This window comes from Brevibacillus sp. SKDU10, from assembly GCF_001645205.1.
GTDB lineage: Bacteria > Bacillota > Bacilli > Brevibacillales > Brevibacillaceae > Brevibacillus_B > Brevibacillus_B halotolerans.
Map to the genome: position 1 here is coordinate 1 of NZ_LSSO01000185.1, position 25,848 is coordinate 25,848.

Sequence of the window (25,848 nt, forward strand, 5' to 3'; positions counted from 1 at the left end):
TTTCTCCGGCTCTTTATCTTTCGCCTCGCCATCTGTACCTACATCCGGCTTGCTTTCTTTTTCTTTGTCAGTAACCGTTTTTACCGCTACCTTTAATTCTTTTGCACCTTCTTGAAGGGCATCGAATGTAATCTTGCTTCCTTGTGTGTTTACCTTATAGGCATATGCTATTCCGTAATCTGCTGCTAGGCGATTCGCTACCTTCTGGGCAACAGCCGCGGCATCATCATTTGCCTCTACCGGAACAGCAATTTGCTTATCGATTTTACCATCAGCGATATGGACAACAAGATTTCCCGCTGTAAGTGCACCTGTATTTACTTGGGTGCTGAACTTAGCCTTTTGTCCAACAATCCCAAAGCTTCCTTCCGTTCTCGTCTCCAGCTCGCCCCATGTCAGTCCTTCAACCGCCGAACCGTTCCCATTATCTACCACATTAAGAATGACATTAGCGCTGTTGCCTTTTCCCGGCTTTTGCTTAATAATAATTCCCGCTGGTGACGCGGAAGTAATAACTTCATAATTTCTGCCCTCAGTATGATGTAATAGAGCTGCTTTCAGCACATTTTCCATTTCGGCCAGCACATCTTTGTTCTTCCAGCCCACATATAGCTTATGGTTTAATGCCAATTTGCGTCCTAAGTAGTCAACTGTATTTACTTCCTCATTATTGATGTACATTTGTAACACCAAAAGAGCCGTTCCAGGTCCATTGATGGGTTGTCCATTCGAGCCTGTGACATCTCCAGACAAAGGTAAGAAATATTCACCAAGCACCTCGGTCGTATCTCGTCCTTGCCTCTCGACAGATACATCACTCATCGTAACTCCCACATTTACCGTCGGTTCAATCTTCGCATCAACCTTAATGTTAACTTGTGCCTTGACACCGTTACCTTTAACACCATCAGGAAGATTCAGCAACGCTCCCGTTATCGTAAATGCCTGTTCCTTGGTATTACCTTTTTCATAGCTAATGTTATATAAATCCCACTGCACATCTGCCTTGATGCTAGTACCCTCAGATAATACGACAGTTACTTGCTTTGGCAGGTGTAGCGCTTCTAGTGAAGCATTCGTACCGCTAACGATACCGGTAATGTCTGCTATCGGGTTCAACGACTGCACATAGCGCATTGCGTTAACTGAGAGATTAGCAATTACCTTTTGACTAGGTTGAGCAACACCGGCTGGCAAGTGAACTAATGTGCCCTTAACCTCCACTGCTTGTTGTTGTTCATTGGCTGGGTCATAATTTGACGACGTTAGCTCCCATGTGACATCCACTTTTTCGGTTTTCCCGTTACTTAACGTCACATTTACTTGCTGCGGCAGATAAAACGCAAGTGCTGTTTTACTAATGCCGTTAGGTACTTGTCCCACCTGTACAGAATCAATAGTTGTAACCTGAACAGCAGCATCAACTTTTACTCTCGCTTCTGCTTTTACTTCATTTGGATTTTTTAAACCAGCGGGAACATTTTTTACTGTACCTTCCACGGTAAAAGTCTGCTCCGCTGTATTGCCAGGGTCATACGTACTGCCATCTACATTCCATTCGATTGGCACCTGAGCCTTGCTACCGTCACTCAATTCGGCTTCTATTTGTTCAGGTAAGCCTAGCGCTGCATCCGTTTTTTTCGTACCATTCAAAACATTATTGATCGCTACAGGCTCAAGCTTAGTGATTGTACGTGCATCTTTGAAGGAAACCTTTATTTTGGCCTTAACACCATCGCTATTAGCAATTCCCACTGGAGGCAAACCAGATCGATCTCCCAAATTACCGAAAAATTGAACTGTATGGGCGCCCGGGCTGCTTTCATCATAATCTCCACGTTCCCAAGAAACATCAACTGGTTGGGTCGTACCATCATCTAGGGTTACATCTACGCTATTTGGTAACCCCAACTGATAAAAGCTTGTGCCATTTTCTTTTTCGAGAATATCATCTAACGGATTCACACTTACGATCTGCTTTGCTGCCGATACCGTAATTTTCGCTGTCGCTTTAATATTCTTAGTGTTAGTTATGCCTTCTGGAAGTGCTGAGCCCCAAGAAGTTCCACGTAATGTTCCCACAGCCGTGAATGTTTGACTGTTCACATCATCAGGATTGTACTGCTCATTGTTCCAGCGGACGTATAACTCTCTTTTTGTACCGTTGCTTAATTGAACCGTAACCTTATCTGGTAAATTAAAACTGTATGCAGGTGTGCGATTCAGGAAAGTTCCTTCTGGAATAGCTTCTACCGATTCGATCTCGATCGTGGTAGCTTTTGGCTTTTGCTCTGTATCTTCTAGATTTGGCTGAGGTGTTGGAGTGATCGCTGGACCTTGCCCTTCTTCATTCTGAGTTCCATCTAGGTCGATCTGACTTTCGCTTTCTTCAGACTGAACTGCTGAGCTGTCCACTACACTTGTTTCAGTCTTAGGTAACTGGCTGCTCACTGTATCTAAGATTTGTCCATCTTGGGTACCCGAGCCGCTCGTTGTACTTTCACTTTTTTCCCCTGATTTAGAGTTATCCGTTTTATCCTCTACGGTCATTTTTTCCGCTTCTTGTCCGTTTTGTACTAGATTCTGCTCTACTTCCGCAGACACATAAGACGGTAACCCTAAAGACGTTAAAAGACTCGTTGAAACCAGGACATGAAAAACAGCCTTTTTCTGTATCATTTTGTTTACTCCCCTGTTTATTATCAACAAACAACCATGATAATGATAATTATTATCAATAAATTTTAAACAAATTATTCAATATTTTTTAAAACCTGTCAATCCTTTTTTAGAAATGAAACTTTACATAGAACTTACCTTACCAATATGTATCAGTTCACCAATGATCTATTATTTACAGTAATTCGATCAGATTTTGATATCCGCTTCTGTGCAAAAGAAGGCACGCGTTGAAACAATTGGTCTAGACTAAACAAATAGGTGTACGAACCGCTGAGCAATAAACCAAAGGCACTGGTATAAAGAACTAGACTAAGTAGATTCATGTTGCCTGACAAAATAAAATTGATATGCATAAATAAACAAATAAGAATGCTTGGCAGGGTACACAAGCCAACAATCAACAGAATGCCAATGACAATCTGAACAACCGGAATCACATAATTATAAAAATCAACATAAGGAATACATAAGTGCCCAATAAACTCCTTGTAAAACTCAGGTACATTCGGTTTCGTTAGCGCCGTTTCTAAATAGTCCTGTAAAAAAACACTTGGCTCCCGAAACCAGCCCTTATCAGTAATCTTGGTCACCCCAGCTAACAACCACCCTCCTCCAAAGGCAATTCGCATTAGAACAACAAGAAAGGGAAAAATGTACTGCTTGAAAGAATGGGAAAAATTCATTCAGTAAGACTCCTCACTTCTTTTAATTGAAAACGATTATTATTATCATTATTTTGGTCATAATTGTCAAGGCTTGTTTTCCTTGCTAAATGAGGCCTCTTTTGCAATATTTTTGGAATATATTAGGCTGTAAAAAGACCAAGTGGGGATTATGTTTTCTCAAGCGATATATAGATAACGGAGTCATTACTCGGGGTAAGGTATGTTATTTTTTGTTCACTAGCCGTTTTATAAAGGGAGGATTACTTATCTAAAATACATGCTTCCACCCCCCTGAAAAACTTAATATTTAGTCTTTTGTTTGTATTTATATGCAGCAAAAAAGTCGAGGCTATACAGGATGAAATTCCTGTTTTCCACTCGACTTGTCAGCAACAGATTATGTACTAAATTGATACTTGGAGCTTGCAGCACAATAAAACCGGAAGTCGTTTATACTTCTTACCAATTACAAATAATTTTCTCCTAACAATACACTATACACTTGCTTTTAGTAGTGGAGTATCACACAACTGGTCTGGTGTCTTTAATCAAAATCCCACGCTTGGCATAAAAGCGAGCAAATTCTTCACAGCTAAGATGCACATTTTCCTGACTAGCAACTGTGTTTCCAGACGGATTGTGGAAGATGAGCTCTCGACGCTTAGCATCTCTTCCAAACACATAAACCAGATGTCCCCCTAGGTTGGGCGGTGTCACCTCTGGCGTCCGAATCGCAGGGTGGACGGAAGCCATGTACACATAGCCCTGGTCAAGCAGATCATAAATCTCTTCAATGGGTGTATGCTCCTTCACCTCGGCTTGGAGCCCATATTTTTCGGCTATAAAAGACACAAACGGACGGTAGAACAAGCCTTTAATACTCCCATCCTCCTGAACCGCATAGCCACCATAATCCCGGCACTGCTTCATCAGCTCAAGCGTTGGAATAATCCGATCCTGCCAATCGGCAAGCAGCATTTTTAAACAAGCCATCCCACAAATATGGAAGCTCCACCGTGCATACTCATCCCGATCAATTGCTCCAGACAAGTGCCATAAGGGATCATCAGCAGGATGTAATTTACCGGATAAAAAATCCGAAACTAACTGACGAGACTCCCATTGTGAAAAGTAAGGTACTGCCTTCATGCTCATCCCCGCTTTCTATTGATGCTGTTTCAGTTACTCTATTTATTTCATAGAGAGAGCTTTAGAGGCAACTGTATTTTTTGATATTATCCCCTTTTAGTAGACAGTAAGAAAAAGCTCTCCACGGCTACATTAATTTCTATAATCAGCAACGGTTTCAATCTCAATTAAAAAACCTGAGTCCGATAGAATACCGAACTCAGGTAGCCCAGATGAGGCTTTTTTAAAGTTGTCTACTTGACAGGAGTAAGATCACACCTCTTCTTGCATATCTACAATAAATCGGGGAAGCAGTTCAGATCATTGGCGGCCAAGTCAAGCATTCCTGCGAGTATGACCCTTTTTAAAGAAAAGCATTAATTGCAAAACGATTTTATCTCAACTCATCCTTCAAAGGTACAATGACTTCATCTAACGTCTTTCTCCACTGACGCTTCATTTCTGGTCCATATTTTAACGGTTTTGCATCTGGGTGTACGGCTTTAAACTTATCAAATTGCTTGCTGTCAATAATTCCCCCCGATATTTGGAATAGACTCTGATCCTATTACATATTGAACAGCAGATGAATGCAGCTCTCCTTCATCCACAAACCAAGCTTTCGCAAATTCTCCAATCGCTTTATTATAGGATTCGGTGAAGAAGCGTCGTTTCACTACAAAAGTATCTTCCTCTGAATTTATTTCTTTGGCATCAATGGCGTTTAAAATCGCACGGTATACCGCTTTAACAATTTCTGATTTTTTCAGTTTTTGAAGTACTTTTTCGATCTCGTCACGGATATTCTGATTATTGGCTGAGTACGTTTCTAATAATCGGTCAATATAGGTTGAGTCAATATCATAGATCTTAATCGCATTTTCTCCATAGAATTCAATGTCTGAGAAATCTGGTCCCCCTGGTCTATCACCGTCCCTTTCATCGACTAGCGATCCCTTAACCGTGTTATACACGCCAATATATTCTTCTAAGGTCTTCACCTGTTCTTGGAGTGCTTTCGATTTATCCATTTCATCGTTATAATCATCATACGTAACTAAAGCTTCGTAGGCATTATTTAACTCCTGAAAAGCTTTCACAAATTCAATCCGAGTTTCAAGTGGAGAGTGCTCGTCAATGCCAGTTGGATTTGGTACCAGTTTTTTCAATGTTTTGTGAGCCTTTTGGAAGCGTTTCTTCGATTCATCATAAGTTGGATAAACAAGATTAGATTCCTCTTGTGCTTGAGAATATAACTTCGTCGCCTCTTCTACATTATGTTCCATTGTCGAAGGTTTTCGGAATGTTACAATTAATCCTTTTTTCTTTCCAGGATAGGTACGATTGGTCCGAGAAAAGGCTTGGATCAAATTGGCATAACTTAAATTTCGATCCACAAATAACGTTTGAATCGTGGGTGCATCGAATCCAGTCAATAAGCGATCCACAACAATAACAAGGTCAATTTGTTTCCCAAATTCTTTGAATTCTGCTTTCTTACGAGCTAAACGATTGTTGATATCACCATTATATCGTTCAATATCTTCTATCGACCAAGCTGTATTATAATAATCGTTATAGTCCTTAATAATTTCTTTCATTTCATCTTGAATTTGTTTGGAATTATCTTCGTTTTCTTGTATCGAATAGGTGACGGCAATCCGAGGGAAGTCCGGATCTTCAATCGTACGCCCTGTTCGGATCGGATGTCAGCAAATTCTTTCGTCAACCATTCTGGATCTTTGGTCATTTCCTTGATTGCCTGATAGTAGCGTTTCGCCATATCAATGGAACTTGTTGTTAAGATGGCAGACTTTTGCGGGCGACCGTTTTGGAAATCAAATTTGATATAGGCATTATCTGGTCGAAAAATCTTATGAATGACTTTTTGAATATGATCATCACTTTCGAAAGTAGATGGTTCAAGATATGCTCCTTCTCTCTTCCATCCATTTGATCGATCATATCGTTAATTTCGTCATTACTAAAATTGGCGTATTTTTCATTTAGACGAAGTTGATTAAAAATATAATTATTTAATGATGTGGGTTCAATCGTATCTTCATGCTCTACTTGGAACCCTAAAACAGCCCCGTCATCTAATGCATTCTTAATGGTATAAGTGTGTAAAACTTCTCCATATTGATCACGAGTGGTGCGAGCTAATTGGCCTTTAGCTTGTTTTTTATTTTCATTAAATATCGGCGTACCTGTAAATCCAAACCATGTAGAATTCGGAAAAAAATCCTTGATCTCTTTCATTCCTTCTGCACTTAACGCACGATGGCATTCATCTACGACAAAGACAATATGTTGCCCTAGCAGTTTCTTAAAACGTTGGGTTCCTTTTTGTTCCTCTTGCCTTTGGGCATAGCGCAAGGCGGCTTCTAATTTTTGACGAGTGGTGATAATCACTGTATTGGAATTGGAATCAGATAGTAGAGTATTACTTAGCTTTTTCGCACTTCTGGTTCCGATAATCAAGCTATTAGACTTGGCATTATCAGAAGAAATACCGGTATTAAACTCGGAAGCAAATTTGGTGAATTCTGTCGTCGTTTGATTATCCAAGTCTTTTCGGTCAATAAGCATAATGGTACGATCTACACCTGGTTTACGAGCTAATAATTTCGTAGAGACAAAACTTGTCAACGTTTTTCCTGAACCGGTCGCATGCCAAACATATCCAGATTCATGTTTCATGGCAGATGTAAACAAGGCTTCAATCGCATGAATTTGATAAGGGTGCAATACCATTAAGGTTTTGTTGTCTTGGTCCTCACTCACAATTGTATAGTAAGCAATCAAGCGATGTGCATCTGGAATATTTAAGACCTGTTTCACAAATTCATAGAGATTTTCTACTTTTCGATTGTCCGTTGTCCGCCAACTAAAGACAAATTTCTTATGTATGTCTTTTGGCAACGCATTGGCAAAATAGCGAGTCGTTTGTTCGTTTGAAATGACAAATATTTGAAGAGTAGAAAAGATATTATTTCTAAACACCCCTTCTTCTGCGTATTTCTTAATTTGATTATAAGCTTGGAATACGCCGTCTTTGGCACTAACTTGCTTCAATTCAATTTGAACAATGGGTAACCCATTGATTAAGAGTGTCACGTCAAATCGGCGATCACGATCATCAACATTTGCCTTTTGTTTCGCAATCTGATGAACGACTTCATATGTAGAGATTCCGCCACCAATGTCTTGATTGGAATATAGTACTAACGACATCGAACCTAAAGATGCATCTTCACGTTCAATCGTAATACGAGCAATTCCATTCTCCCCTTTGAGCCATCTAGCCGCATCAAAGGGTGTCTTTGTTTTTGATAACAATTCTGTTTTAATATTGTCAAATTCTTTATCAGAAATTGGATGGTCTCCAATTTCTGATAAGTTATTTTGTGTAATTTTTTTACGCAAGTTCTTCCACAGGTCTTCTTCTGATTTTAAATCTGGACGATAATTCCATTGATTACGCCCTTCCCCTAACACTTCAATCAGGCGACGTTCTACTTCAGCTTCATCATTATGCGGTATCTTTGTCATGTTTCTTCCTCTCTTCTGTTTGCTTAGACAAACATCTTTTGTAGGAATGCTTTTTTCGTTTCTTTCAAGGCATTTAATTCGCGTTGATAAAGAGCGATTGTGTCGTCTAGTTGCTTGAAAAATTCACCTATTTTAGTTTGTTCCTCATTATTTGGAATCATTATTGAAAATTTTGCATACTCTTGAGCATTTACACCAGGTTGTCCAGATCGTTGAGAAGTTATTTTAATAAATTCACTATTCTAGGGTGTGTACGCAAACCTACTTGAGCCAGACTCGATGGGTATAATGTATTAATTATTCACGAAATTCACACTTGTATTCCCTTGCCCTTATATACATTCTGTATTACAAATAAACTCACAGAATTCTATTTACGCATCGTTCCGACCAGAGTGTGACCTACCCCTGCTCCTATGGTTCGCATGATGTAAATACAGGCTCCTGCGAGCTTTTCTGTAAAAAACTTGCCGTTACTTATGATAGGGTTCACCTTAACGGATCTATCGGCGAAAAGTAAGAAGGAGCTGCCACAGAACATCTCATTCCAGCAAAAGTAGTTTTAGCTGTGTGTCTATGAATAGCGTTTTCGCATTGGCTGCTGTTCATTCGGACTCAGTACCGCTAGTGTTTATTACGCCTCTAGGCTCCACCAACATGATATGGCATTCCTTTTCGGCGAAAGGCTTATGATCGGCTCCCCCCGGGACAATAAACATCTCACCCTTGGAAATTTTCACTTGGCCATCACGAAAAGCAATGAACATCTCTCCTTCGAGCACAATAAATACCTTATCCGTCCCTTGATGCTCGTGCCACATAAAATCCCCAGCAATCTTAATGAGCTTAAATTGATAGTCATTTATTTCAGCAATGACTTTCGGAGACCAGAGATCGTTGAATGTAGATAGCTTCTCATTCAGATTAATAGCTTGGTAATGCATATATGAATCCCTCCTCATTTTTCTCGCCTTTTTAGAGCTTACGCAAGGCACTTGTTATATTTTGTAAAGCGTATTCGATAGCTAATGGGCCACCAGTAATAGCGGACACATCCATTAAATGAACATTTCTTTTCTTAACGGCATTGAGATTATTCCATACATTGCTTTGTTTTAAGTCATTCATTAATTTTTCCTTTTTGGTAATGTCACCGATAAGGAAAATATGGTCTGCTTCAACAGTTGATATTCCTTCAAACGTAGTAAATTTATTAGTCGTACCTTTAAATATATGGTCTGGTGTAAGTCCCAGTCCCTTCTCTTTATCAAACGCAAGTATATAGACCGGATTTCCTTCACCTAGGACATTAAACGTTTTTCCATCCCACGACAATATAAGGGCTACTGACTCTCCTTCAATCGATTTTAATGCTTCGCGCCCAGTTGTGATTTCTTTCACCATTTTATCAATGACTTTTTCCGCTTCATCTTCTTTTCCAATAATCTCGGCTACTGTACGGAGTCCATATTGCCAATCGTCATAGATGTCCTTGGATTTTAACGTAATGACTGGTGCAATCTTTCCTAGTGAATCATACATTTTTTCATGATTCTCAGTTGCTAAAATAATGTCAGGCTCTATCAATAGGATTTTTTCAATATTAGGTGATAATTTTTCTCCTAATTCATCAGCAGAATCCAGCTTTCCTTTTAAATAGGTTAAAGAAGATAGATACTCTTTTTCAGTAGAAGCAGCAGGCGGCTCACCTAATGCAATTAGTATTTCAGGATAAAAATACCATAATGAAGCAATATTCTCTGGTTGTTTCTCAATAACAATTTCTTTACCTAAGGCATCCTTAAATGTTCTTGGCCATTCAGTTGTATCTACCTTACCTGCTGTTGTAGATGCGCCTTCTGTCGTTGATCCTTTATTTTCAGCAGGTGTTTCATTACAACCTCCCAGTATGCCTACTAATAACATGGAGATTAGCAGGCCTTTCATCTTTTGCATACGAAAATTCCTCCAACATCATGTCATCTTTCGTTTGCCATTAGTATAGAAAAGGAATGTTTAGATGAGAATGGATGCCTGTTGAAATTAGCATGGATTATTGATGAACTTCTCTCGATATTCAGTAGGAGAGATACCAAGTTGTTTCTTGAACACTCTACTAAAATAAAACGGGTCAGCAATTCCAACCGTTTGCGCAATTTGTTGTACAGACGCTCCACTTGTAAATAGCATTTCTTGCGCCATGTTTATACGATGTTTTAATATGTATTCCGCTGGTCCCATACCTGCATGTCTTTTAAATACATAAGACAGTCGATTTCGATTCACGTTATGTTGTTCTGCAAGCGATGCTATTGTAAGGCTTTGATCATAGTATTCATGAATATAATGAGATACCCGTTCGAACAAAGTTTGTGATTCACAGCTATTCTGCCTATTCACAACACATAATAAGGTTTCATTCAGTACATCACGAAACAGCATTTCGGTCTGAAACATCGATATGCCACCAGGCTGATTATACACATGCCAAAGGCGCATAATTAATTCAATCAGACGAGGAGATTGACCCGTTGATAATTCAAAATGCTGATGGGAAAAGCTTGTCTCTTCTAGTTCTGAGTTATATATCCGGTATAAAACAAGGATATATTCCCAGTTTGTGTTACCGAACATTTTTTGAGCTAGTTTCATTCTTGCACCGCCATGCACAACTTTTCCTGGCGAAAAGATATAAGGCGTTCCATTAAATTGAAATTGTACCTTCCCTGTAAGTGGAAACACAAACCCAGGAAAAGAATCTGTATATTCAGCGTAAGGTACACCTGGATTTTTCGCATATCGATATACTCCTTCTACTTGAAAAGGAATGTGTGCCAAATGCTCAGCTAACTGATTAACATCGATTTTCACGTTGCATACCTCATTTCAATAGTCGTTTGCCAGTAATACGTAAGATCGATCGTTGTACATCCTGTGCAGCTTCTTGCTCAGAAGCAGATGAGGACTCTTGTTTATTTTACCATTATTGATAACGATTATCATTGTTAAGCTGTGCGGACAATAAAAATGCCGCACCCGCTAATGTTCAAACAGCGGGTAACGGCAAGTGTAAAGATAACTTTTCTGCTCACGGAACTTTGGACCAAAAAAAGACATCCTATTGACGCTTTGGCTAGTTTTTTTCCTCCGACAAATATTGTTCAAGCTGATCAAAGGTCCCCCCGAAGCCCTGCTTCATGGAATCGAACATCCCCTCAAAGAAGTTGCGCTCTTCTTCAGTAGCATTGATCGGTCGGCTGCAAAGGGTTATTTGGGTTGTACCATTATTATCGCTCATCGTTACCTTATTTCGGATTTCGAGCGGGATCAAATCACTGAATGGAGACCTGACAATGTTTCCTGCCTCACCCGAAAAGCAGTTGATCCAGACAATCTTCTCGGGAGCCTTGATCTCCTGGTACACAAATTTACCCCACATTCGACTGCCATCAGGAGCTTGCATACTGTAGTGGAAAAATCCGCCCTCACGAAAATCGAGATGCTTTACACTTATTTCAAACCCTTTCGGCCCCCACCAGTGCTTCAGGTGCTCTGCTTCAGTCCATACTTGGAATACAAGTTCGCGTGGCGCATGAATCTCACGCGTTATTACTAACTCTTTGCTTTCCGAGTTGGGCGTCATATCGATTCCTCCATCAATCAGTATTCACTTTTAATTTATTATAAGTGCTTGGACGAGATGCCGTGCCCAACCGCGATTACTGACACCGCCAATATTATTAAACAAAGTTAATGCCTTTAAACATACCCACCCAGTTAAATATATAAATCTAATCATTACGAACTTTATTTCAAGGCAACTACTTTGTTAATGCTTGTAAATACTTGCCGTTACTTATGATAAGGCTCACCATACCGTATCTAAAAACATAGCTTGTTATAGGTAGAAGGTAGTTATTACTGTTTGAAACTTTAATAATAATGAAGAGGCTACACTTTGTTGGTTAATCTTACAACTAAACACACAGAGCTTATTTAACACAAGTAAAAACGCCCGAATTTTGGCCATTCGGACGTTAAGTTTACCTCATATAAATTGGAACCATCTATAGAGACTTCATTTTATTCTATAGCTCTTGCCAACCACCAACATAAGTACCATCACCACGAACTAGTAATTCTCCTTTAAGGCTTATATTTTGCAAATTAATTATGTCTCTAATTCCCCAACTTAATTTAGCATTAACTATCGCTCTTACGTTTTTACCCTCTGGGTCATTATAATAGTTTTCGTGATCAAGATGCCAAGCATTTAAAATATTACTCGTTTTCCACTTTGTATAAGGATTTTTTTCGTACCATGTAACCCTTTCTTTTTTGATTTTTACTTTCTGATAAAGTGTATAAGTCCACAACTCAACCCCAATTGCGCTTTCTAATGTATAGGTCGTGTAACCGGTAACTTTTTCCTCCTTCTCCTCTTTGGCCTGTGTACTTATTCCTCTATTCGAGCTTGGTTCAGTAGTCATATGAGTAGTCACTCTGATTTTACTTCCATCCTCAAATTCATGAACTTTTATAGCTTTTTCTCCATCAATCTTTCCTGACGTTTTTAGTCCCCCTTCTGCAAGAGCTTTTTTAATCTCTTCAGCTCTTAATGCTTGTACTACGGTTCCATCTCTGTTTAGCGCACCAGATTCCATTAAAAAGGATAATTCTTTTGTATATTGAGGAATGGTTTGTTTTGTTTCAATCTCTGTTGCAAAAGTCGGTTGAACTAAACCAGTAACTAACACAGCAGACATTGCAATAGAACTAATCAACGATTTTTTCATTAAAATACACTCCTAATTTTTTATTGTTTATTTGGAACAAAGTGGTAAAATGTTTTTGAGGTGATGTTAACGTGAAAGCATTTTTTTTTAGACCAAGCGTGTTAGTTTTTTTAATAATTCTAGTTATTGGAATTATCAATATCGCTCCAACAGATTTTTGGATGGCTTTTTTCAAATTACTTATTTTTTCAACTGTAATTGCTCTAGTTATTGAATGGATAAGCTCATTCTTTAAAAAAAGGTAAGACTCCTTGAAACCTTCATTTCTGTACATTTATAATGTCATCCTCGATAAATGAAACACCCCATATTAACATGTTGTAAACCTCCTAAAGGTCTTTAGTGAATAGCTGAACCACGGCATATAATTATTACCCCAACAGGGTTTCGTATAAGTTTTCCGTACAGCTTACTCTTAACGACCAACTAGTGTCTAATCTTCTCAAACATTACAATCTACTCATCTAATTGCTGGCTCATTTGAAGTACGGCTGGGTGTATAAATGAGCCTTTTCTGTAATACAAAATCTCTAATTCTTTACGGAGGAGTTCAATAAGCTTCTGTAAATCATTTTCAAGTTGGGAATTTTCTGTTTTCATATTCTATAAATGAGTGGTAAAATGAACCTGAGTAATATTTTTTGTTGCTCAAGGTAGGGGCGTTCCGATGGTGTCCAAACTAACGGGAACGCTCCTTTTAGTTAACCATTCATATAATCCGATGGCACTACCTCCTTTCTTCCTCCTATGTATTATTTTACCATTAGTTGCAGGGACTACCTTTATTTTTTTCTCGAAGAAACGCCTTTACATCTTTTTAAAAAATGGAAATAAAAAAGACGCTATTTTGAGCGTCTGAAAGTTTCAAATAATTAATGACCCGGGTCTCCTGTATATACTTTGATGTGTCCTGAAACTACTTGATTCTCGTTTTGCCTTTCTATTGAAAATAAAAACGCCAATGACAATGAGGCTAAAATTATGGATGTTGCTACTACTATCTTTTTCATTACACTACCACCTTTTTATCATTAGACTTCTTGTTGATGACATTATAAACCTCAACCAACTTCCCTAAAAGGTCTAAATCAATTGGTTTCTGATATAAATAATGTATTGATAAAATTTCGCCTATAGTATGATGGATATCTTCATTGGAGTTAATTTGCTCATAAGAAACCATACTCCTTAAATAAGAGGATATTGCATCATTATATTTTCCTATTTCGACTTGCCAAGCGCCTTTTAGTTTAAAAAATCTTCCTATTTCTCGATGTTTGTGAGGTGTTTTCACACCCAAACAAATTGATTTTTCTTCTGTATCTAATAATGTCTGTATTGATTCTAACTCTCCCAACTTAAAAAATGATTCCATCAAGTCATTTAAGATATGAACACGAGTATCGTCTGTAGCCTCTAATAAACACTCTTGAAGAATTGGAATTGATTTTCCATACTCACCTTTTCCAAAATATATGTTAGCTCTTATGAATTTAGAACGCTCCTCAACGAATGTATAATCTAAACTTTCCGACATTTCCAAATGCTGCTCTGCGGACTGAAAATCTCCAGTATGAATAAAAGAGTTGATCATTGCATAAATTACTCTTTGCTTAAGCATACTTGTCCCTAAATCTAAATTGTATCCTGTTCGACCAAGTTCAATGCATCTGTCATATTTTTTTATGTTATGAGCATGTAACGACATTCTAAAATAGAATATTATCTTTTCTTCTTGGGAAAGAAAATCAACATAGTGCAGAACTTCTTCTCCTACTATAAACGATTCTTCCAAACGTTTTAAATCTTCTCTCTCAATTAAGTATTTTTGATATAACCCTTTGGCTATGTAATAGGGCAGTCCATGCACTCTGGCGTACGCAACAATAGTGGTATAAAGAGTTACCTTTGCATCGATGTTCGTACTAGTGTTTGCAAGTGTATACAAAAAGTCTAACGATGAGCATGTTTCTTTCCTAATGTTTTCTAGGAATTTGATTGCTACTTTATTAATCAAAGAAGGATTGGAAATTTCAATAGCCTCTGATAAAAAATCATCATATAATCCATAACGGCGTTCTACCTGGATGCTATATTCAATTATGTCTTCATAAGGAATTTTTAAAACATCTGCGATAGGTTTCAAAGTCCTCAACTCTGGACTTTTTGTTTCACCACTTTCTATTTTAGAAATAACCCCTTTACTGATCCCAGTTATTCTGGACACTTCTGACAAACTGATGCCTATTTCCACTCTTTTTCTCTTTATCAGTTCCCCCAATGTTGTGAAGGTTAGACTTACACTCATGTTAATCCCCTTCCATAATTTATAAATAAACCTATTAATTCCTTTACTAATCTTAACTTGATTCTAACTTTATTGTATATTTTTGTAAATAAAAACAATAAATAATAGATTGATTTACTTTCATTTATGAAAGGGATATTGAAAGTCGAGGATTATTAATATCTCTAATAAAATATATCATTTAACAAAGGGTATCAAAAAAGAGGAGTACGAACTACGTTATGATGACATCTATCAACTTATCGTAAATTCAACATCTAGGGTGGATTTATGGAAGTTTTCATCCCCATATTCAAATATGAACATGCTGAATGGATGTAAAGTATCCCCCTTCTAAAAGCTACTAATATAACAACTTTCTTATACTGACCAACAAATAGGTAAAGTAGAAGCTAACATTCAAAAATATATTATGCTCTTTGAGAGAGACAAGATTTCTTTTTATATCGTTAAAGAGAAGCTTGCGGTATTAAAAAGGAACTTGCAACCCTCAAAGAAACAAAGGAAACCGTCATATATGAATTATCCAAACCTACGATAAAAGAAATTTCGATAGATCGGATAAAAAAAATCTTACTAATTTCTCACAGGTACTTTTTAACCTGAGAAACAAAAAGATTTACTGCACTCGATTATCAATCTTATTACAATAAATTTTTCTAACAACATTAAAAAACATTTGTCTTAGATTCATCTCTCCCCATAAACTTTGTGACTATTTATGATACGGCTCTCCGTAATGTATATAGGCACAACCAACTTCGACCATAGGCTTGAGATATCCTAATACGATTAGAGAAATCAACCTGATTGATCTTATTTAGCTTTCTAATTGTTCGGATTCGCTTCCCAATTATTGAATATTAATCACCCCTATGTATAGTAAAATCCCGATGACTTTATAAATCACCGGGATTGAACAAGCGGTTCATAACTTTTTTTACTGGTTCGTGACTTCTTTTATTGGTTCACGACTTTTTTGTTACCAGACAAAACCCCTATCTAAAATCCAAACCCTACTCCACCGTCACACTCTTAGCCAAATTCCGTGGTTTATCCACATCCAGGCCACGAGCTGTAGACGCAAAGTAAGCGAGCAATTGCAATGGAATGACAGTTAATACCGGAGCTAAGATCGGCAGTGTGCGTGGCACATATACCACTTCATCCACTGTTTTCTCCAATTCTGTATCTCCTTCAAACGCGAGACCTAGCGTGTAGGCGCCGCGGGCTTTGACTTCAACGATGTTGGATACCGTCTTGTCAAATAGGTCTGGCTGGGTAGCCAGTGCGATCACAGGTACATTCTCTTCAATGAGAGCTAGGGTACCGTGTTTTAGTTCACCCGCTGCGTAAGCTTCGGAATGAATGTAAGAAATCTCTTTTAGCTTCAGGGAGCCTTCCAGCGTCACAGCATAGTCGAGGCCTCGTCCGATGAAGAACAGGTTTTGAACATCCTTTGTTACAGAAGTAGCTACCTTGCGTAGGCTCTCTTCCATTTCTAGAATGTTAGCTGTTTGAGTTGGAATCTCTAATAGGTGATCGACAATCTCAGCGATTTGTTCATCTGTTTGAGTGCCTTTTACCTGTGCAAGATAAAGCGCAAACAGATACAGAGCCAAGCTTTGGCATGTATAAGCTTTTGTAGAAGCAACCGCTACCTCTGGGCCTGCCCAAGTGTAGATAACCTCATCTGCTTCACGAGCTACTGAGCTGCCTACTACGTTGCTTACTGCCATTACTTTAACGCCTTGTTTCTTCGCTTCACGCAGAGCCGCCAGCGTATCTGCTGTTTCCCCTGATTGACTGATGACAACCACTAACGTCTTATCTGTGAAGATCGGGTCACGATATCTAAATTCTGAAGCGATCGCTACCTCGACAGGAACGCGTGTCAGCTTCTCAATGACTTCTTTCCCGATTAATCCAGCATGCATTGAAGTACCGCATGCTACGATATACATTCTGTCAAAAGCAGCTAGCTCTTCTGGAGTCATTTTCATCTCAGGCAGTAGCACACGTTTGGTTTCCAAATCAATACGGGAGCCAATTGTATCTCGCATTGCTTTTGGCTGCTCATGAATCTCTTTTAACATAAAGGAATCATAGCCGTCCTTCTCTGCTTGCACCAAGTCCCAATCCACATGGAAAATTTCACGCTCAACAGGCTCGCCTGTCTCTGCCACTGTCAACTGGATGTTATCGCGAGTTAAAACAGCCATTTCACCTTCATTTAAGATGTACATATCACGCGTATGCTCCAAAATAGCCGGGATGTCAGAGCCAATAAACGCTTCCCCTTCACCAATACCCACGATGAGTGGACTAGCTAAACGTACGGCAATTAATTTATCTGGTTCGTGCTCTGTCATGATACCAAGTGCATAGGCACCGCGCATTTTTTGTACAGCCTTGCGCACTGTAGCTACGATATCGCCATTATATAGGTCGGACAATAGATGAGCGATGACCTCTGTATCTGTTTCAGACAGGAACTCATATCCTTTTGCTATCAATTCTTCCTTGATAGTCAGGTAATTTTCAATAATCCCATTATGAACAACTGCAAATTTATGCGTTTTGTCTAAATGAGGATGAGAATTTTCATCGGAAGGCTTTCCGTGTGTTGCCCAACGAGTATGGCCAATTCCAGCCATTCCCGCTAGGGGTCTGTCTCTTAGACGCTCTTCTAACGTAGCAATCCGTCCCTTGGATTTTGCATGATCCAAACCTTGCTCCGTCATTACTGCTACACCTGCAGAGTCATACCCACGATATTCCAGCTTACGCAGACCTCCAATAACGATATCCTGCGCCTGTTTACTTCCAATATATCCAACGATTCCGCACATAGTAATAGAAACCCCTCTCTAGTGGACAGGGGTACGACCCAACTGAATTTGCTAACGGGGTGTACCCCCGTCATTCCTTTGCAAATTTTTATCTATAAGGTAATTGTGAACATATCATACTCAGATTTTGTCCATAAGGTTGCCCCTATGTTTTGTAACTGAGCTTACGGTCCTGATACATGACCGGGAGGCATCCGCCGAACATTTCGATAAACCTCCACCTCGTCCACTGTGCTCCATGTCGGGCAGCCACAGTGCTGGCGCTTTTAAAAGATATTTGTGGTCTTGAAAATGAAGATCCTCTCTCCCCTCCTTTTTAAGATAATCAAATCCTTTCTTACTTTAGCACAGCTTTGTGCAGGGGACAATATCTCTTTTCCGCTGTGACCCTCATAAATTCATGATAAATGGCTAAGATTTCCCCACTCTTTATGTTATGCAGGTGTAGATATAAATGTGTTACTCAAAAAATGTAGTAGAAACGATCCCCTTATCAGGGTTCAAAGCACATAAAAAAGGAGCAGACATAAGCCGCTCCTTTTTTCTACCTTTACCTTTATACTAATTCCTTTTTAACAACCTCTACGATTTTTTGAACCATAACCTCTAGTTCATCAGCATCTGGCCCTTCTGCCATGACACGAACGATTGGCTCTGTGCCTGATGGACGAACCAGCACGCGACCATTGCCCTGCAGACTTTCCTCTACCTCTTTAATCGCTTGCTCAATAGCTGCGTTGCCGTTTAGCTTTGTCTTATCCTCCACGCGCACATTTACTAATAGCTGCGGGAATTTCGTCATCATCTGTTTTAGCTCAGACAATGGTTTGCCTGTTTCCTTGATGATGTTAAGCAGTTGCAGACCTGTTAATAAGCCATCCCCGGTCGTATTGTAATCCAGGAAAATAATATGCCCAGATTGCTCCCCGCCTAGGTTATAGCCTCCGCGAACCATTTCTTCCATTACATACCGATCGCCTACGGCTGTACGTGTACTATTAATGCCTTGCTCCTCCATTGCTTTAAAGAAGCCAAGATTAGCCATTACGGTCGTTACTACGGTATTGTTGTTTAGTTTGCCCTTATGCTTAAGAGCACGCGCACAGATAGCCATTAAATAATCGCCGTCTACCAACTCACCATTCTCATCGACAGCTATGCAACGATCTGCATCTCCATCAAAGGAAAGCCCCAATACAGCCTTATGCTTCACAACCTCTTCCTGTAAGCGCTCTGGATGTGTTGATCCGCATTGATCATTGATGTTGATGCCATTTGGGCTTGCACCAATCGTAATTACATCTGCCTCTACATCTGCAAATAATCTGGCTGCCAAGGAAGAGACCGCTCCATTAGCGCAATCCAAAACGATTTTCATATCCTCAAAACGCTCATTTACAGAACTTTTGAGATGAGACAGGTATTTCTGGCTACCTTCCAGATAATCGATTACAGTACCGATTTTGTCCCCTGTAGGGCGTGGTAACGTATCCTCTGGAGTATCCAGATATCGTTCAATCTCATTTTCGTCTTCATCTGACAGCTTAAAGCCATCGTTACCAAAGAACTTGATTCCATTATCTTCAAATGGATTGTGTGAAGCAGAAATCATGACACCGGCATCTGCCCCTAAAGCCTTGGTCAGATAAGCTACGCCAGACGTAGAAATTACTCCCAAACGAACTACTTCTGCACCTACAGAGAGAAGACCTGCGATTAGAGCACTCTCCAGCATTTGACCAGAGATACGCGTATCGCGACCAATAACTACCTTTGGTTTACCCTCTTCTTTGTGTCTTGTCAGTACGTATCCACCATCTCGACCTATTTTAAAAGCCAATTCAGGTGTAAGCTGCGTATTAGCAACCCCACGTACGCCGTCTGTTCCGAAATACTTCCCCATCCTTGTCCCTCATTTCTTTCCTAGTACACGTAATAGGCTATGTTCCTACTGTTTTTTTGTGATTTCTACCGTGACCTGATGAAGTGCATTCGATGCTATCTTGAGATAATCTGGTAAATTGTTATTGTAAACCAGCGGAATCTCATGCACGCCTACAGGCAGCGAACTTACATCTGCTACAATTTGAATGTCATTTGCCGTGAGGTCTTTTAGGATGTTAGGAGCACCGATCACATCGAAGCTTGCTGTGCTTAATTCCTGTCCATCCGCTGTTACGACTTTGGCAACCAAATCTTCAGCGAGTCCAGTTACCCTTAATGGCACGTTCTCCAATTTTTTGGTTTCAGATGGCACTATTTTCAGTGTGACATCTAACGTATCTGGGTCAACCTTAACCACTTTTGGCGCCAACGGCATTTTTAATTGAAGTACCCGATCTGAAGTAATATTTTTTAAATCAATTGATGGACCCGAATAGGTATCCATAGGCTTAATCACTTCATTTGGTCCGTATACCGTCACCTCTTGTGTGTTCATCGTGATACTAGCCAAACTATATCCATCTGGCAGCTCATTCGTCAAGTTTAATTTGAGCGGTACCATTTTGGACGGACTTGTCACCGGTATACTGACTTCAGCCACTAACGGTGAAATTTCTGCGCCCGTCATCAGATTTCCTTGCTTGTCATACACTTTTAATTGTGCATTGCTAGAAACAGTATCTGTCGCTCCATCTACATTGACAGCAGCTTTTACTACGCCAATCTTCTTAACCTGACTCGCTGGAACAGTAACAAGTACGCGGAATGGTTTTACGATAGGCTGTTTTAACTCATACCCATCCGCTGCCTTGCCAATTTTCTCGACATGGACGTCCATTTCCACGGTTTGTTTTTCCTCTAATGTGACATCAATATAATCCGGTGTAATGGTCACTTTTGACCCATCAGGGAATCCGCGCGACTGTACCTGCAAACGATGCACTCCGCTTGCTAAGCCTCTAGCGTCTATAAATACCTCGTAGTTGTCAAAAATATTATATTTTAGAAAAGGATTGTTACTCTCCACTGCTACCTTAACCGATTGTAATTTGTTCGTAATCTCAAAATTATCGGCGTCATAATAAGCTTTGACCTTTGCACTCTCGATAATTCGGGTCGGCTGTACTGCTTCACTGGAAGTGCCTTGCTCTGGCTCTAAGTTTACGATCATCCACAACATAATGGCCAAAAGCAGGGCAATTCCGCGGACAAACCAATGACTGTTTAACCATCTATCCATTTTTTCGCCCCCATTGCCAACGACTTGCCATGGATTTACTCTTCGCTTGTGGAGAGAGTCTGCTCAGCATTTTTTGTGCTAACAGCTCTTCGGTCAAGTTACGCGTTATATCTCCGTTGGTTGTTATCGAGACGTTACCTGTTTCCTCCGACACAATAATGGTAAAACCATCGGAGACTTCACTCATTCCAATAGCGGCTCGGTGTCTTGTTCCAAGCTCTTTTGAAATGGAAGGATTCTCAGATAACGGCAGATAACAAGCTGCTGCTAACACCGTATCCTTACGCAAAATGACAGCTCCATCATGCAGAGGAGTATTCGGGATAAAGATATTGATTAACAACTCTGACGTGACTCGGCCATTTATGGCGATTCCTGTCTCCACGTAATCATTTAGCCCTGTATCTCGCTCCACTACGATTAGAGCCCCAATACGGCGCTTAGCCATATAAGTCACAGCCTTGCCGACTTCCTGGACCATTCGTTGTACGCTTTCTTCATCATCATTCGAGTAAGAGCGGGAGAATAATTTACCTCGTCCAATTTGCTCCAATGCACGACGTAGCTCAGGCTGAAAAATAATGACAACCGCTAATACTCCAAACGTAAAAGCTTGGGACATCAACCAGTGCAGGGTACGGAAATCAAAGTACTTGCTGAGTAACCAGGTAACGATAACTACCATAATTCCTCGCAAAAGTTGTACAGCACGAGTTCCGCGGACCAGCATGATTAGTTTATAAATCAAGTACGTGACTAAAAGAATATCTATTCCGTCACGCAGTATGTTCACGTAGTTTAAATACCCCATACCGCCGCCTCACATTCCTACTCCAATACTATCCAAGAATTCTTATTGGATTGTTTGCGGAAAAAAGCACGGCTTCTCATGCCGTGCCACTTCTCTTCCTTCTATTTTCCCCTAATGAGTCAATGGAAGCAAGTCATTTCCGATATTTTTCATTTCATACCATACCCAATCGAAAATCATTTCGATGGATTCTGTATCTCCTGCCACCTGAGCCGTTGAAGCTAAAAAGACTCTGCCATCAATAGCTACGACATTTCCCTTGACTTCACCTTCTACTTCTACGCTGCCATTGCGGACAATAAGGTCTCCCGTTAAGGTAGTCCCAGCCGGCACGACAACTACATTACGCTCTTTATCTATCTTTAGCTTATCCATATTGGATGATGTGATTTGCAGGGTGTTGTCCCGATCAATCCAACTGGTAAACAAACTTCCTGTCATAAGAACAAAAAAGACTGCCGCTGCCGTTACGAATGGGTGGCGTCTCATCCAGTTGCCAAAGCTCTTACGCTTCGCTACCGGAGGCAACTGAGCCATAACACGTGCAGTAAAATCACTTGGTGCCTGAATATGGGAGGCACTCTCCACATAGGCAATTACTTTTTGCAATTGTTGTAAATGTGTACGGCATTCTTCACAGTTTAGCAGGTGCTGTTGAAGACGTTGATTCGATAGTTGATCGATATCTTTATCCAAAAACACATGGTTAAGCTGCTTCGCTTCTCTGCAATCCATCTGAATACGTCTCCTTTCAATTAAAATCGCAACTTATTTCGCAGTGCTTCTCGCCCACGATGAATTCTCGTTTTAATCGTTGTAATTGGTAATTGCAAGGCATCGCTTATTTCCTGCAATGATAAATCCTCAATGTAACGCAGCACCATGATAGACCGATACTTAGGATTTAACTTGGTTAGTGCGTCCTGCACCGTTTCTTGTAATTCTTGTACGACGACTTTTTCCTCAGGGGTTTTCTCATCGGAGGCTAGTCTGGAGTACCAATCTAGCCCTTCTAAATCTCCGCCCTGCTCTTCATCCAAAGAAAATTGTGGTTTTTTCTTTCTTCCCCGGTCAATACACAGGTTAGTGGCAATACGATATATCCACGTTGAAAAACGATAATTTTCATCATAGGAATGCAGATTGGCATAAACGCGCAAAAAGGTTTCCTGTGCAATATCTTCAGCCTCTTGGCGGTTGCCAACCATTCTGAAAGCTAGCTGAAAGATTTTATCCTTGTACATTTCCACCAGTTCCGCAAACGCTTCACGGTCATCCCGTTTCGCTCGTTCTACCAAGCGTCTCTCTACAAATTCCATGCCATCCTCCCTAGAATGTAACCCGTCTTCTAATACGAACTAAAGACGATTTAGTTTCAAATTTTGCTGTTAAAGTTCTGCGGAATTTTTATCTTTTTATTATATAGGTAGTTTGCCTTTTATTCTTGATTAAAACTGTGTGAAACCAGTGTTTAAGTAAAGAATTTTATCATCACGTATAAAAAAGGACATTAAAAAGCTGTTTTGTGCGATTTTCATAATATTAACAAAAGAGTAAGATACAAAAAAATATTCAAAAAGGAACGCACGCTTAATTATTGTTACGTCTTGTACCGTATTATCCATGTAAAGTTGTATACAAAAGCGATTTTGCAGTACAAGCACTGCTCCGTCTATCACTCCCGAACTTTTGAACTCCGTGTACAATGAGTTGGTTTTTCAAGCCAATGCCAAAACTCACCCTTTGACTCTACCTCCACCTTTTTCAAATGTAAAGGCATCATGAAAAGGCAATTGATTGGCTTACTTTAAGTATATAAGATATGAAACAAATAAACAAAAGACAGGAGAATGGAAGATACCTTTCCATCTCCTGTCTTACAATCTTACAAAAGCTTATCTCCAAATACGGAGCTCATTAATGCAACCGCCACAGCAGCCGTTGCATTTTGCTGATCGAGAATTGGATTTACTTCTACAAATTCGGCTGAGGTTAAGACATCCGCCTCAGCTAAAATTTCCATAGCCAAATGCCCTTCTCGATATGAAATGCCTCCGATAACCGGTGTTCCTACTCCTGGAGCATATATTGGGTCTAAACCATCTAAATCCAAGCTCAGATGAACTCCGTCTGTTCCCTGTGCAACATATTCAATGGTTTCTTCCATAACACGGGTCATACCTAAGCGATCGATTTCGTGCATCGTGTATACTTTAATACCAAGTTCCTTGATTATTTCACGTTCACCAAGATCCAAATCTCTAGCACCGATAATGACGACGTGTTCTGGCTTTATCTTTGGACTATATCCCCCGATTTTAACCAACGCTTCATGCCCAATTCCCAACGAAGCAGCAAGCGGCATACCATGAATATTTCCAGAGGGAGATGTCAGACCTGTATTGATATCGCCATGAGCATCAAACCAAATCACACCAAGATTCTTTTTTGTCTGAGCAACCCCTGCGAGCGTTCCTAACGCTATGCTGTGATCTCCTCCTAAAACTAAAGGAAAACGTCCATTTTCTATTTCTAGTGCCACCTTTGATGCAAGTCTTTCATTAGCCTCTAACACTTGATGTAAATACTTATGATTGTCAGTCTCTTCGAAATTTTCAGGTCTAATTACAGGAATATCTCCTAAATCCTTCACTGAGTATCCTAAACCCTCTAAACGCTTTACTACCCCAGCATACCTAATAGCGCTAGGTCCCATATCTACACCGCGACGATCCGCCCCCAAATCGAGAGGTACACCAATCATTGATATTTTTTTATTCATATGCGAGACTCCTTCCTTGGCGCAACAAAGTCTTCTACCTTCTTAAGCTATATTGTAGACGGAAATAAGGCAATGACTCAACTCGACAAGTTTTTGCATAGTTATGAATTTATTTAACAATTCATCAGCAAACAAAAAAGCAACCCAGATCAACTGAGTTGCTTTTCCTGTACTATTATGGAGCGGGTGATGGGAATCGAACCCACGCGACCAGCTTGGAAGGCTGGAGTTCTACCATTGAACTACACCCGCATTATGCATGGTCGGGAAGACAGGATTCGAACCTGCGACACCTTGGTCCCAAACCAAGTACTCTACCAAGCTGAGCTACTTCCCGACAATATGGCGTGCCCTGAGAGATTCGAACTCCCGACCTTTTGATTCGTAGTCAAACGCTCTATCCAGCTGAGCTAAGGGCACATATATATGGAGCGGACGACGGGTCTCGAACCCGCGACCTTCGCCTTGGCAAGGCGACGCTCTACCAATTGAGCTACGTCCGCAAACTAAAAATGGTGAGCCATGAAGGACTCGAACCTTCGACCCTCTGATTAAAAGTCAGATGCTCTACCAACTGAGCTAATGGCTCCCAAATGGCTGGGGTACCAGGATTTGAACCTGGGAATGACGGAGTCAAAGTCCGTTGCCTTACCGCTTGGCTATACCCCAATAGGAATGGTGGGGAGAGACGGATTCGAACCGCCGAACCCTGAGGGAGCAGATTTACAGTCTGCCGTGTTTAGCCACTTCACTATCTCCCCATATGATGTAAAAATTTACATGTTTAAAAATAAATGGTGGAGGATGACGGGATCGAACCGCCGACCCTCTGCTTGTAAGGCAGATGCTCTCCCAGCTGAGCTAATCCTCCAGGTAAATGGTGACCCGTAGGGGATTCGAACCCCTGTATGACAGCGTGAAAGGCTGCTGTGTTAAACCGCTTCACCAACGGGCCATATATGGCTCCTCAGGACGGACTCGAACCGCCAGCCTACCGGTTAACAGCCGGTTGCTCCACCATTGAGCTACTGAGGAACAATGTAAAAGAATTGTTCTTTCAAAACTAGATAATGAAAGTCAGCATA

19 protein-coding genes, 10 tRNA genes and 2 pseudogenes are annotated in these 25,848 nt (G+C 40.2%); 1 reads left to right on the top strand and 30 read right to left on the bottom strand.

The window, feature by feature from the left end; all coding sequences use genetic code 11:
• The 3 genes from AYJ08_RS17660 to AYJ08_RS17670 all read right to left on the bottom strand — a co-directional run.
• The coding region (locus AYJ08_RS17660; RefSeq protein ID WP_064018823.1) for an Ig-like domain-containing protein at nt 1-2,679 on the bottom strand (2,679 nt) is incomplete at its 3' end.
• Between the two features lie 152 nt (nt 2,680-2,831).
• Nucleotides 2,832-3,365, bottom strand: a complete 534-nt coding sequence (locus AYJ08_RS17665; protein ID WP_064018824.1) for a DoxX family membrane protein — start codon at nt 3,363-3,365, stop codon at nt 2,832-2,834.
• A 504-nt stretch (nt 3,366-3,869) separates the two neighbouring features.
• Nucleotides 3,870-4,496: a C39 family peptidase gene (locus tag AYJ08_RS17670; RefSeq protein ID WP_064018825.1), complete on the bottom strand. Its 627-nt coding sequence runs from the start codon at nt 4,494-4,496 to the stop codon at nt 3,870-3,872.
• 122 nt (nt 4,497-4,618) lie between these two features.
• Here AYJ08_RS17670 and AYJ08_RS24985 point away from each other — a divergent pair.
• A pseudogene (locus AYJ08_RS24985) lies at nt 4,619-4,723 on the top strand (IS3 family transposase); the annotation flags it as partial.
• A 146-nt stretch (nt 4,724-4,869) separates the two neighbouring features.
• Here AYJ08_RS24985 and AYJ08_RS17675 read toward each other — a convergent pair.
• The 27 genes and pseudogenes from AYJ08_RS17675 to AYJ08_RS17795 form a co-directional block, all read right to left on the bottom strand.
• Nucleotides 4,870-8,030 (bottom strand): annotated as a pseudogene (locus tag AYJ08_RS17675) (type I restriction endonuclease subunit R).
• Between the two features lie 23 nt (nt 8,031-8,053).
• Nucleotides 8,054-8,260, bottom strand: a complete 207-nt coding sequence (locus tag AYJ08_RS23110; RefSeq protein ID WP_082891018.1) for a restriction endonuclease subunit S — start codon at nt 8,258-8,260, stop codon at nt 8,054-8,056.
• A gap of 375 nt (nt 8,261-8,635) precedes the next feature.
• Nucleotides 8,636-8,974, bottom strand: a complete 339-nt coding sequence (locus AYJ08_RS17680; protein ID WP_064018826.1) for a cupin domain-containing protein — start codon at nt 8,972-8,974, stop codon at nt 8,636-8,638.
• A gap of 31 nt (nt 8,975-9,005) precedes the next feature.
• Nucleotides 9,006-9,986, bottom strand: coding sequence for an ABC transporter substrate-binding protein (locus tag AYJ08_RS17685; protein WP_064018827.1), 981 nt, complete (start codon nt 9,984-9,986; stop codon nt 9,006-9,008).
• Nucleotides 9,987-10,073: 87 nt separating this feature from the next.
• Nucleotides 10,074-10,901 carry a helix-turn-helix transcriptional regulator gene (locus AYJ08_RS17690; RefSeq protein ID WP_003333729.1) on the bottom strand — a complete coding sequence of 276 codons (828 nt, stop codon included), beginning with the start codon at nt 10,899-10,901 and terminating at the stop codon, nt 10,074-10,076.
• A 262-nt stretch (nt 10,902-11,163) separates the two neighbouring features.
• Nucleotides 11,164-11,673, bottom strand: coding sequence for an SRPBCC family protein (locus AYJ08_RS17695; protein WP_064018828.1), 510 nt, complete (start codon nt 11,671-11,673; stop codon nt 11,164-11,166).
• Nucleotides 11,674-12,118: 445 nt separating this feature from the next.
• A complete protein-coding gene (locus tag AYJ08_RS17700; protein ID WP_064018829.1) occupies nt 12,119-12,826 on the bottom strand; it encodes a hypothetical protein in 708 nt (235 codons plus the stop codon).
• The gene (locus tag AYJ08_RS17705; protein WP_064018830.1) at nt 12,807-13,100 is read right to left on the bottom strand and encodes a hypothetical protein; all 294 of its coding nucleotides are present in this window, start codon (nt 13,098-13,100) and stop codon (nt 12,807-12,809) included. Before AYJ08_RS17705 ends, AYJ08_RS17700 begins: the two co-directional genes overlap by 20 nt.
• A 182-nt stretch (nt 13,101-13,282) precedes the next feature.
• Entirely contained in the window at nt 13,283-13,426 is a 144-nt protein-coding gene (locus tag AYJ08_RS23115; protein ID WP_082891019.1) for an aspartyl-phosphate phosphatase Spo0E family protein, read from the bottom strand.
• 409 nt (nt 13,427-13,835) lie between these two features.
• On the bottom strand, nt 13,836-15,134 hold the full coding sequence (locus AYJ08_RS17710) for a helix-turn-helix domain-containing protein (RefSeq protein ID WP_064018831.1): 1,299 nt from the start codon (nt 15,132-15,134) through the stop codon (nt 13,836-13,838).
• Between the two features lie 1,016 nt (nt 15,135-16,150).
• On the bottom strand, nt 16,151-17,986 hold the full coding sequence (glmS, locus tag AYJ08_RS17715) for a glutamine--fructose-6-phosphate transaminase (isomerizing) (RefSeq protein ID WP_064018832.1): 1,836 nt from the start codon (nt 17,984-17,986) through the stop codon (nt 16,151-16,153).
• 556 nt (nt 17,987-18,542) lie between these two features.
• Nucleotides 18,543-19,889, bottom strand: a complete 1,347-nt coding sequence (glmM, locus tag AYJ08_RS17720) for a phosphoglucosamine mutase (protein ID WP_064018833.1) — start codon at nt 19,887-19,889, stop codon at nt 18,543-18,545.
• Nucleotides 19,890-19,934: 45 nt separating this feature from the next.
• On the bottom strand, nt 19,935-21,170 hold the full coding sequence (locus AYJ08_RS17725) for a CdaR family protein (protein ID WP_064018834.1): 1,236 nt from the start codon (nt 21,168-21,170) through the stop codon (nt 19,935-19,937).
• Nucleotides 21,163-21,981, bottom strand: a complete 819-nt coding sequence (gene cdaA / locus AYJ08_RS17730) for a diadenylate cyclase CdaA (RefSeq protein WP_064018835.1) — start codon at nt 21,979-21,981, stop codon at nt 21,163-21,165. Before cdaA ends, AYJ08_RS17725 begins: the two co-directional genes overlap by 8 nt.
• Nucleotides 21,982-22,092: 111 nt before the next feature.
• Nucleotides 22,093-22,716: a zf-HC2 domain-containing protein gene (locus AYJ08_RS17735; protein ID WP_022586418.1), complete on the bottom strand. Its 624-nt coding sequence runs from the start codon at nt 22,714-22,716 to the stop codon at nt 22,093-22,095.
• Nucleotides 22,717-22,736: 20 nt separating this feature from the next.
• Nucleotides 22,737-23,300: an RNA polymerase sigma factor SigW gene (sigW, locus tag AYJ08_RS17740; protein ID WP_018673573.1), complete on the bottom strand. Its 564-nt coding sequence runs from the start codon at nt 23,298-23,300 to the stop codon at nt 22,737-22,739.
• Between the two features lie 566 nt (nt 23,301-23,866).
• Nucleotides 23,867-24,763 (bottom strand): arginase, encoded by an 897-nt coding sequence (rocF, locus tag AYJ08_RS17745; RefSeq protein WP_064018836.1) that lies wholly within the window; start codon nt 24,761-24,763, stop codon nt 23,867-23,869.
• A gap of 178 nt (nt 24,764-24,941) precedes the next feature.
• Nucleotides 24,942-25,015 (bottom strand) — tRNA-Gly (locus tag AYJ08_RS17750).
• Nucleotides 25,016-25,023: 8 nt separating this feature from the next.
• Nucleotides 25,024-25,100: transfer RNA gene (locus AYJ08_RS17755), tRNA-Pro, on the bottom strand.
• A gap of 6 nt (nt 25,101-25,106) precedes the next feature.
• A tRNA-Arg gene (locus AYJ08_RS17760) sits at nt 25,107-25,183 on the bottom strand.
• A gap of 7 nt (nt 25,184-25,190) precedes the next feature.
• A tRNA-Gly gene (locus AYJ08_RS17765) sits at nt 25,191-25,266 on the bottom strand.
• A 10-nt stretch (nt 25,267-25,276) separates the two neighbouring features.
• Nucleotides 25,277-25,352 (bottom strand) — tRNA-Lys (locus tag AYJ08_RS17770).
• A 5-nt stretch (nt 25,353-25,357) separates the two neighbouring features.
• A tRNA-Gln gene (locus AYJ08_RS17775) sits at nt 25,358-25,432 on the bottom strand.
• 7 nt (nt 25,433-25,439) lie between these two features.
• Nucleotides 25,440-25,524: transfer RNA gene (locus AYJ08_RS17780), tRNA-Tyr, on the bottom strand.
• A gap of 34 nt (nt 25,525-25,558) precedes the next feature.
• Nucleotides 25,559-25,634 (bottom strand) — tRNA-Val (locus AYJ08_RS17785).
• Nucleotides 25,635-25,641: 7 nt separating this feature from the next.
• A tRNA-Glu gene (locus tag AYJ08_RS17790) sits at nt 25,642-25,718 on the bottom strand.
• Nucleotides 25,719-25,723: 5 nt separating this feature from the next.
• Nucleotides 25,724-25,798: transfer RNA gene (locus AYJ08_RS17795), tRNA-Asn, on the bottom strand.
• Between the last annotated feature and the right edge of the window lie 50 nt (nt 25,799-25,848).

Bases quoted from the DNA above. Each gene is read 5' to 3' on its own strand.
- AYJ08_RS17665 (WP_064018824.1), bottom strand. From the start codon at position 3,365: ATGAATTTTTCCCATTCTTTCAAGCAGTACATTTTTCCCTTTCTTGTT.
- AYJ08_RS17670 (WP_064018825.1), bottom strand. From the start codon at position 4,496: ATGAAGGCAGTACCTTACTTTTCACAATGGGAGTCTCGTCAGTTAGTT.
- AYJ08_RS17680 (WP_064018826.1), bottom strand. From the start codon at position 8,974: ATGCATTACCAAGCTATTAATCTGAATGAGAAGCTATCTACATTCAAC.
- AYJ08_RS17685 (WP_064018827.1), bottom strand. From the start codon at position 9,986: ATGCAAAAGATGAAAGGCCTGCTAATCTCCATGTTATTAGTAGGCATA.
- AYJ08_RS17695 (WP_064018828.1), bottom strand. From the start codon at position 11,673: ATGACGCCCAACTCGGAAAGCAAAGAGTTAGTAATAACGCGTGAGATT.
- AYJ08_RS17700 (WP_064018829.1), bottom strand. From the start codon at position 12,826: ATGAAAAAATCGTTGATTAGTTCTATTGCAATGTCTGCTGTGTTAGTT.
- AYJ08_RS17705 (WP_064018830.1), bottom strand. From the start codon at position 13,100: ATGTACAGAAATGAAGGTTTCAAGGAGTCTTACCTTTTTTTAAAGAAT.
- AYJ08_RS23115 (WP_082891019.1), bottom strand. From the start codon at position 13,426: ATGAAAACAGAAAATTCCCAACTTGAAAATGATTTACAGAAGCTTATT.
- AYJ08_RS17710 (WP_064018831.1), bottom strand. From the start codon at position 15,134: ATGAGTGTAAGTCTAACCTTCACAACATTGGGGGAACTGATAAAGAGA.
- glmS (WP_064018832.1), bottom strand. From the start codon at position 17,986: ATGTGCGGAATCGTTGGATATATTGGAAGTAAACAGGCGCAGGATATC.
- glmM (WP_064018833.1), bottom strand. From the start codon at position 19,889: ATGGGGAAGTATTTCGGAACAGACGGCGTACGTGGGGTTGCTAATACG.
- AYJ08_RS17725 (WP_064018834.1), bottom strand. From the start codon at position 21,170: ATGGATAGATGGTTAAACAGTCATTGGTTTGTCCGCGGAATTGCCCTG.
- cdaA (WP_064018835.1), bottom strand. From the start codon at position 21,981: ATGGGGTATTTAAACTACGTGAACATACTGCGTGACGGAATAGATATT.
- AYJ08_RS17735 (WP_022586418.1), bottom strand. From the start codon at position 22,716: ATGGATTGCAGAGAAGCGAAGCAGCTTAACCATGTGTTTTTGGATAAA.
- sigW (WP_018673573.1), bottom strand. From the start codon at position 23,300: ATGGAATTTGTAGAGAGACGCTTGGTAGAACGAGCGAAACGGGATGAC.
- rocF (WP_064018836.1), bottom strand. From the start codon at position 24,763: ATGAATAAAAAAATATCAATGATTGGTGTACCTCTCGATTTGGGGGCG.